The organism is Oleiphilus sp. HI0067 (assembly GCF_001635735.1).
This window is the reverse complement of sequence record NZ_LWFI01000466.1, coordinates 1-1,129: the sequence shown is the minus strand read 5'-3', so window position 1 is coordinate 1,129 and position 1,129 is coordinate 1. Positions and strand designations below refer to the sequence as shown.

2 protein-coding genes are annotated in these 1,129 nt (G+C 46.9%); both read right to left on the bottom strand.

What is annotated here, in order from left to right; all coding sequences use genetic code 11:
* A partial coding sequence (locus A3739_RS05675; protein ID WP_304440259.1) for a flavoprotein occupies positions 1-336 on the bottom strand: 336 nt, incomplete at its 3' end.
* A gap of 44 nt (positions 337-380) precedes the next feature.
* A partial coding sequence (locus tag A3739_RS05670) for a glutamate ligase domain-containing protein (protein WP_255376767.1) occupies positions 381-1,129 on the bottom strand: 749 nt, incomplete at its 5' end.

Here is a 1,129-nt window from a genome sequence, read left to right as displayed (position 1 = left end):
AATTGCAGACAACGATCCAGTGCTGCATGGGCAAACAACCATTTTGGTTGGAGCTCCCGATCCAGAAGCAACCGGAGCCATCCAGTCCTCTTTACCGAATACTTTCACCTGCCCTTGCTTTGCAGAGAACTGTTGCGTCAAAACCTGCTCTAATTGCGCAGCTTGGGCAGGCCATTTATGCTCAGTTTCTGTCGCAATGACCATATGCGCAGCTTTAGAAACCATTACAAAAATCTGATGCCCTTCTTTAACCAGAACATCTAACAAGCGCGTCGCATACTGAACACCTGAAGCCCCGGTCACCGCCAAAGTAATTGTTTCTTTAAACTCGCTCATACAATCCTCAACAACAGGGATCAAATAACAGGTTCAGAGTACTTTTACTCTGAACCTAATTTTTTTAGCAAAGCTTCGCGTACTCCGCCAAAGCCACCATTACTCATCATCAACACATGAACTTTCGTGCCGCCATGCATCTCAATGAACCGATCTACCACACCTTGTATAGCATCAACTGAGATTTCGATATGTTGATTAGCGTATTCGGATAGTTCAGGCGTCAACCACCCTAACTCGTTATTACCCGACAGATCAGCCCATATGATCTGATCTGCATCTTGAGCACTCGGTGCTAATTTGTTTGCATGAATACCCATACGCATGGTGTTTGAACGCGGTTCGATGAGGGCTAGAATCTTTTCAGACCCAACCTTAGCGCGAAGCCCTGAGAGCGTCGTTTTAATAGCACTAGGGTGATGTGCAAAATCATCGTATAAAGCAATTTGCTCTCGATCGGCCAATACTTCCATGCGACGTTTAATGCCGCCAAATTGACTCAAAGCTTGCGCAGAATGCTCGAGCTCAACACCAACATGACGCGCAGCAAGCATCGCTGCCAAAGCATTCGACACGTTGTGCTCACCAGTCATAGACCATGTAACTCGATGCGTCTGGTCCGCTAAGCGCACATCAAAGACTGAACCATCAGATTCAACTAGGTGATAACGAGCTTCTGCACTAGAGCCCTCTCCACCAAAACTTTGTTTCTCAGCCCAAATGCCCTTTTCAAGCGTCTCGTCAATAGCCTTACTGCCTTGAGGATAAATCACACGACCATTGCGCGGCACAG